We start from the raw sequence: 6,215 nt of genomic DNA on the forward strand, positions 1-6,215 counted from the left end.
GCACGAGTGACGCCAGGTTTTACCGTCCTTCGCGCTTTGATCTGATCAATTAGGCGGCCGCGTCAACGCGGCCGCTTGCATGTTTACGGTCCGGAGCTTATCTCGTGAGCTTCGGTGACACGCGCCGCCTGAGCTGCGGGCATCGAGCGTGACCAAGCGGAGAATCAGGCATGGCTTCGGCTGCTGAACAACTAGCCTCGAATCTGAATTTTTCGGCCTTCGCCAAGGCCGAGGACCTGAAGAAACGCATCTGGTTCACCGTCGGCGCGCTGCTCGTCTACCGGCTCGGCACCTATATCCCGCTGCCCGGCATCAATCCCGACGCGTTCGCCCAGGCCTTCTCCTCGCAGAGCAAGGGCGTGCTCGGCATGTTCAACATGTTCGCCGGCGGCGCGGTGCAGCGCATGGCGATCTTCGCGCTGGGCATCATGCCCTACATCTCCGCCTCCATCATCATGCAGCTGATGACCTCGGTCATTCCGTCGCTGGAAGCGCTGAAGAAGGAAGGCGAGCAGGGCCGCAAGATCATCAACCAGTACACGCGCTACGGCACCGTGCTCCTGGCGCTGGTGCAGGCCTACGGCATCTCCGTCGGACTGGAGGGCGGCAACGGCATTGTCAACGATCCCGGCATGTTCTTCCGAATCTCCACCGTCGTCACGCTGGTCGGCGGCACGATGTTCCTGATGTGGCTCGGTGAGCAGATCACCGCGCGCGGCATCGGCAACGGCATTTCGCTGATCATCTTCTCCGGCATCGTCGCCGGCCTGCCGCGTGCCATCTCCGGCACGCTGGAGCTCGGCCGCACCGGCGCCCTGTCGACCGGGCTGATCCTGGCGATCATCGTGCTCGCCATCGTCGTCATTGCGCTTATCGTGTTCTTCGAGCGCGCGCAGCGCCGCCTGCTGATCCAGTACCCGAAGCGCCAGGTCGGCAACCGGATGTTCCAGGGCGACACCTCGCATTTGCCGCTGAAGCTCAACACCTCGGGCGTCATCCCGCCGATCTTCGCGTCCTCGCTGCTTCTGCTGCCGGCAACGATCGCCGGCTTTTCGCAGACGGCCAACATGCCGGCATGGGCAAGCACAATCCTTGCCTCGCTGGGCCATGGACAACCGCTCTACATGGCATTCTACGCGGCGATGATTGTGTTCTTCGCCTTCTTCTACACCGCGATCGTTTTCAACCCGAAGGACACCGCCGACCAGCTCAAGAAGCATTCCGGCTTCATTCCAGGCTACCGCCCGGGCGAGCGCACCGCCGATTACATCGACTATGTTCTCACGCGCATCACCGTCATCGGCGCCATCTACCTGGTGCTGGTGTGCCTGCTGCCCGAATTCCTAATTTCAGCGACTGGCGTACCATTCTACCTTGGTGGCACATCGCTTCTGATCGTGGTCAGTGTAACGCTCGATACGGTGGCGCAGATTCAGGGTCACCTGATCGCGCACCAGTATGAGGGCCTGATCAAGAAGTCGAAGTTGCGCGGGGGGAAGAGGACCAGATGAGGCTGATATTGCTTGGACCGCCGGGGGCGGGCAAGGGGACGCAAGCGCAAAGACTGGTAGAGAAGTTCCGCATACCCCAGCTCTCGACCGGTGACATGCTGCGTGCCGCTGTGCAGGCCGGTACCGAGGTCGGCAAGCGGGCTAAGGCGGTGATGGATGCCGGCGAGTTGGTTTCCGATGCCATCGTCAATGCCATCGTGGCCGAGCGAATCGACCAGGCTGATTGCGCAAATGGCTTCATCCTCGACGGCTATCCACGCACCCTGGTGCAGGCCGATGCGGTCGAATCGATGCTCGCGGATCGTGGCCTCCATCTCGACGCCGTGATTGAGCTCGTCGTCGATGACAAGGCGCTGGTTGGGCGAATCGTCAAGCGCGCCGAGGATGCCAAGGCCGCCGGCCAGCCGGTGCGCAAGGATGACAATCCAGCCGTGTTCGAGGAGCGCTTGCGGGAGTACTACAAGAAGACCGCTCCACTCATTGGCTACTACTACGCCAAGGGCAGGCTGAAGAGCGTCGACGGCATGGCCGACATAGACACCGTCACGAGAGAGATCGAAGCGGTGCTCAAATCCGTCACGCAGGCGGCGGCATAGAGAAACAGCGCTTGACTGTAGCGGTCCGCTGGGGTATGGCGGCCCGTCTTCCATCAGGCATAGGCTTTGCTTGTCCGCAAGGGCAAGGCGGCCGCTTTGAACTGGAAACTCCCGCAAGGGCCGGCCTCCACCGGACGCGGGGCAACTTGAAGCGCCGGCGCGTCCGGCCCATATGGAGATGAGAGAAGATGGCTCGTATAGCCGGCGTCAACATTCCGACCAACAAGCGCGTCGTCATCGCGCTTCAGTACATTCACGGCATTGGCAAGAAGTTCGCCCAGGAGATCGTCGACAAGGTCGGCATCCCGGCCGAGCGCCGCGTCAACCAGCTGACCGACGCGGAAGTGCTGCAGATCCGCGAGACGATCGACCGCGACTACCAGGTCGAAGGCGACCTGCGCCGCGAAGTGTCGATGAACATCAAGCGGCTCATGGACCTCGGCTGCTATCGCGGCCTGCGTCACCGCCGCTCGTTGCCGGTCCGCGGCCAGCGCACGCATACCAACGCACGTACCCGCAAGGGCCCGGCCAAGTCGATCGCCGGCAAGAAAAAGTAATTGGTGAATGGTGAAATCGTGAATGGTGAATGGCTCGGTCTATTCACCATTCACTATTCACCACTCGCTAGGTGGAGCCGCTGGCACTACGGCGGTGTAGAGATCAACTGAAAGGACTACCATGGCCAAGGAAGCCGCTCGTGTTCGCCGTCGCGAACGCAAGAACATCTCGTCGGGCGTTGCCCACGTCAATTCGACCTTCAACAACACGATGATTACCATCACCGACGCGCAGGGCAATTCGATCGCCTGGTCGTCGGCCGGCGCCCAGGGCTTCAAGGGTTCGCGCAAGTCGACCCCGTTCGCCGCCCAGATGGCCGCCGAGGATGTCGCCAAGAAGGCGCAGGAACACGGCATGCGCATGCTCGAGGTCGAGGTCTGCGGACCTGGCTCCGGTCGTGAATCGGCGCTGCGCGCGCTGCAGGCCGCCGGCTTCACCATCACCTCGATCCGTGATGTGACGCCGATCCCGCACAATGGCTGCCGGCCGCGCAAGAAGCGCCGCGTCTAAGGAACTATCGAACGCCGCGCGAACGCCAAAAAGCGTTCCTCCGCGGCATTCCAGGTCGCCCGCCACGATTGGATGGTGGCGGGGCAACGGAAGGAAAGCATCATGATCCAGAAAAACTGGCAGGAACTGATCAAGCCGAACAAGATCGAGTTCTCGTCGAAGAAGAAGACGCTGACCACGCTGGTGGCCGAGCCGCTCGAGCGCGGCTTCGGCCTCACGCTGGGCAACGCGCTGCGGCGCGTGCTTCTGTCTTCGCTGCGTGGCGCGGCCGTCACCGCCGTGCAAATCGACGGCGTCCTGCATGAATTCTCGTCCATCGCCGGCGTGCGTGAGGACGTGACCGATATCGTGCTCAACATCAAGGAAATCGCCATCCGCATGGAAGGCGACGGCCCGAAGCGCATGGTCGTTCGCAAGCAGGGCCCGGGCGCCGTGCTGGCCGGCGACATCCAGACGGTCGGCGACGTCGAGATCCTCAACCCCGACCACGTCATCTGCACGCTGGACGAGGGTGCGGAGATCCGCATGGAGTTCACCGTCGACACCGGCAAGGGCTATGTGCCGGCCGAGCGCAACCGCGCCGAGGACGCGCCGATCGGCCTGATCCCGGTCGACAGCCTCTACTCGCCGGTCAAGAAGGTCTCCTACAAGGTCGAGAACACCCGCGAGGGCCAGGTGCTCGACTATGACAAGCTGACCATGACCATCGAGACCGACGGCTCGATCTCGGGCGAGGACGCGGTGGCTTTCGCCGCCCGCATCCTGCAGGACCAGCTCGGTCTGTTCGTCAACTTCGACGAGCCGCAGAAGGAAGTCGCGGCCGAAGCCGTCACCGAACTCGCCTTCAACCCGGCGCTGCTCAAGAAGGTCGACGAGCTGGAGCTTTCGGTGCGTTCGGCCAACTGCCTGAAGAACGACAACATCGTCTATATCGGCGACCTGATCCAGAAGACCGAAGCCGAGATGCTGCGCACCCCGAACTTCGGCCGCAAGTCGCTGAACGAGATCAAGGAAGTCTTGGCGGCGATGGGCCTGCACCTCGGCATGGAAGTGCCGGACTGGCCGCCGGAAAACATCGAAGACCTCGCCAAGCGTTACGAAGACCAATATTGAGCATGAATTCCAAGGATCGGCGGCGTGAGCCGCTCGATCCGACGGTCATGCGGAAAATCATCAGAGGCCGTGGCCTCTTGAACAACTGAAGAAGGAAAAGAGCCATGCGCCACGGTTTCAAAGGCCGTCGCTTCGCCCGCAGCGTAAGCCACCGCAAGTCTATGTTCGCCAACCTCGCCGTGTCTCTGATCGAGCACGAGCAGATCGTCACCACCCTGCCGAAGGCGAAGGACCTGCGTCCGATCGTCGAGAAGCTGGTGACGCTCGGCAAACGCGGAGATCTGCATGCGCGCCGTCAGGTGATCGCCCAGATCGGCAATGAGGGCGTCGTCAAGCGCCTGTTCGAGACGATCGCGCCGCGCTACGCCTCCCGCAACGGCGGCTACCTGCGCATCATGAAGGCGGGCTTCCGCCACGGCGACAATGCCGCCATGGCGGTGATCGAGTTTGTCGACCGCGACACCTCGGCCAAGGGCGCCGGCGACCGCGCCCGCATCGAAGCTGAAGGTACCGAAGAGGAAGCCGCGGCCGCCTGAGGCCGGGCTTTTCGCACGTGTTCAAAGGGGCCCTGTGGGCCCCTTTTTGCATTCTGAAAGCGGCGCTCTACGTTTCAGACAATTTCGTCGGCCGAAGCGCATGCTTTTGCGCGACAATTATCGGATTTCGGTGCATTAGCCTTTCATTCTGCACAATCGTCGGGAGAATGGCGCCCGATTTGGAGGATTCGGAATGCACGTCAAACGGCTGTCCATTGTTCTGATTTCGGCCTTGCTGGCGTTCGCACCGGCGGCCAGGCAGGCACTGGCCGAGGACGCCACCAAGCCCGCTGATCCGGGCTTGTCCGACGTGCTGACCGATCTGCTGCATGGCGTCGAAGGCGAAAATGCCACCTCCGGGCCGGACAAGCGCGTGCCGTTCGGTCGCGAGGAGGTGCAGCTCTCCTTCGCGCCGCTGGTCAAGCAGACGGCGCCGGCCGTGGTCAACGTCTATGCCTCGCAGACGGCCAAGGTGACGTCGCCTTTCGAGGGCGATCCGTTCTTCGAGGAGTTCTTCGGGCGCGCGCAGCCGCGCGCGCAGTCCTCGCTCGGCTCCGGCGTACTGGTCGACCCGAGCGGCGTCATCGTCACCAATTACCACGTCATCAAGGATGCCGACGAGGTGAAGGTGGCGACCGCTGACGGTCGCGAGTTCGCCAGCAAGGTCATGCTCAAGGACGAGACACTCGATCTCGCCGTGCTCAAGATCTCGGCCGACAAGCCGTTCCCGGTGATCGCCATCGGCGATTCCGACGCGCTGGAGGTCGGCGACCTGGTGCTGGCCATCGGCAATCCGTTCGGCGTCGGACAGACCACCACCAGCGGCATCGTTTCGGCACTTGCCCGCAGCCATATCGGCGTCTCGGATTCGGGCTACTTCATCCAGACTGACGCCGCCATCAATCCCGGCAATTCCGGCGGCGCGCTGATCAACATGGGCGGTCAGCTGGTCGGCATCAACACGGCTATCTACAGCCGCAGCGGCGGCTCGATCGGCATCGGTTTTGCCATCCCCGCCAACATGGTGCGGGCTTTCGCTGACGCCGCCAAAGCCGGTCTCGATTTCTTCGAGCGGCCCTATATCGGCGCCGAGTTCGAGGCGGTGACGCCGCAGATTGCCGAATCGCTCGGCATGGAAAAGCCGACCGGCGCGCTGGTCTCGACGGTCGACGCTACCGGGCCGGCGGGCAAGGCGGGGCTGAAGCCTGGCGACGTCGTGCTGTCGCTCAACAACACGACGGTCGAAAGCATCGAGGCTCTTGACTATCGCATGGCCACCTTGTCGATCGGCTCCAAGGCCAGCTTCGCTGTGCTGAGCAAGGGCCAGCAGGCGACGATGGAGATCCCGCTGGAGCGAGCGCCGGAAGGCGCCAAGGCCACTGAGGTGACGC

The 6,215-nt window shown here is 62.9% G+C and carries 7 protein-coding genes; all 7 read left to right on the forward strand.

Annotated features, from left to right (window positions below; all coding sequences use genetic code 11):
* The first annotated feature begins 170 nt into the window (after nucleotides 1-170).
* Nucleotides 171-1,511: a preprotein translocase subunit SecY gene (gene secY, locus EN745_RS27385; protein ID WP_126054447.1), complete on the forward strand. Its 1,341-nt coding sequence runs from the start codon at nucleotides 171-173 to the stop codon at nucleotides 1,509-1,511.
* On the forward strand, nucleotides 1,508-2,107 hold the full coding sequence (locus tag EN745_RS27390; protein ID WP_126054448.1) for an adenylate kinase: 600 nt from the start codon (nucleotides 1,508-1,510) through the stop codon (nucleotides 2,105-2,107). Before secY ends, EN745_RS27390 begins: the two co-directional genes overlap by 4 nt.
* Before the next feature lie 188 nt (nucleotides 2,108-2,295).
* Nucleotides 2,296-2,664, forward strand: coding sequence for a 30S ribosomal protein S13 (gene rpsM / locus EN745_RS27395; RefSeq protein ID WP_006205445.1), 369 nt, complete (start codon nucleotides 2,296-2,298; stop codon nucleotides 2,662-2,664).
* A gap of 121 nt (nucleotides 2,665-2,785) precedes the next feature.
* Nucleotides 2,786-3,175, forward strand: coding sequence for a 30S ribosomal protein S11 (gene rpsK / locus EN745_RS27400; RefSeq protein WP_006205444.1), 390 nt, complete (start codon nucleotides 2,786-2,788; stop codon nucleotides 3,173-3,175).
* 102 nt (nucleotides 3,176-3,277) lie between these two features.
* Nucleotides 3,278-4,288, forward strand: coding sequence for a DNA-directed RNA polymerase subunit alpha (locus EN745_RS27405; protein ID WP_006205443.1), 1,011 nt, complete (start codon nucleotides 3,278-3,280; stop codon nucleotides 4,286-4,288).
* Nucleotides 4,289-4,392: 104 nt separating this feature from the next.
* Nucleotides 4,393-4,824, forward strand: coding sequence for a 50S ribosomal protein L17 (gene rplQ, locus EN745_RS27410; RefSeq protein ID WP_126054449.1), 432 nt, complete (start codon nucleotides 4,393-4,395; stop codon nucleotides 4,822-4,824).
* Nucleotides 4,825-5,017: 193 nt separating this feature from the next.
* The coding region (locus tag EN745_RS27415) for a trypsin-like peptidase domain-containing protein (protein WP_127422701.1) at nucleotides 5,018-6,215 on the forward strand (1,198 nt) is incomplete at its 3' end.

The organism is Mesorhizobium sp. M4A.F.Ca.ET.022.05.2.1 (assembly GCF_003998845.1).
In the GTDB taxonomy this organism is placed as follows: Bacteria; Pseudomonadota; Alphaproteobacteria; order Rhizobiales; family Rhizobiaceae; genus Mesorhizobium.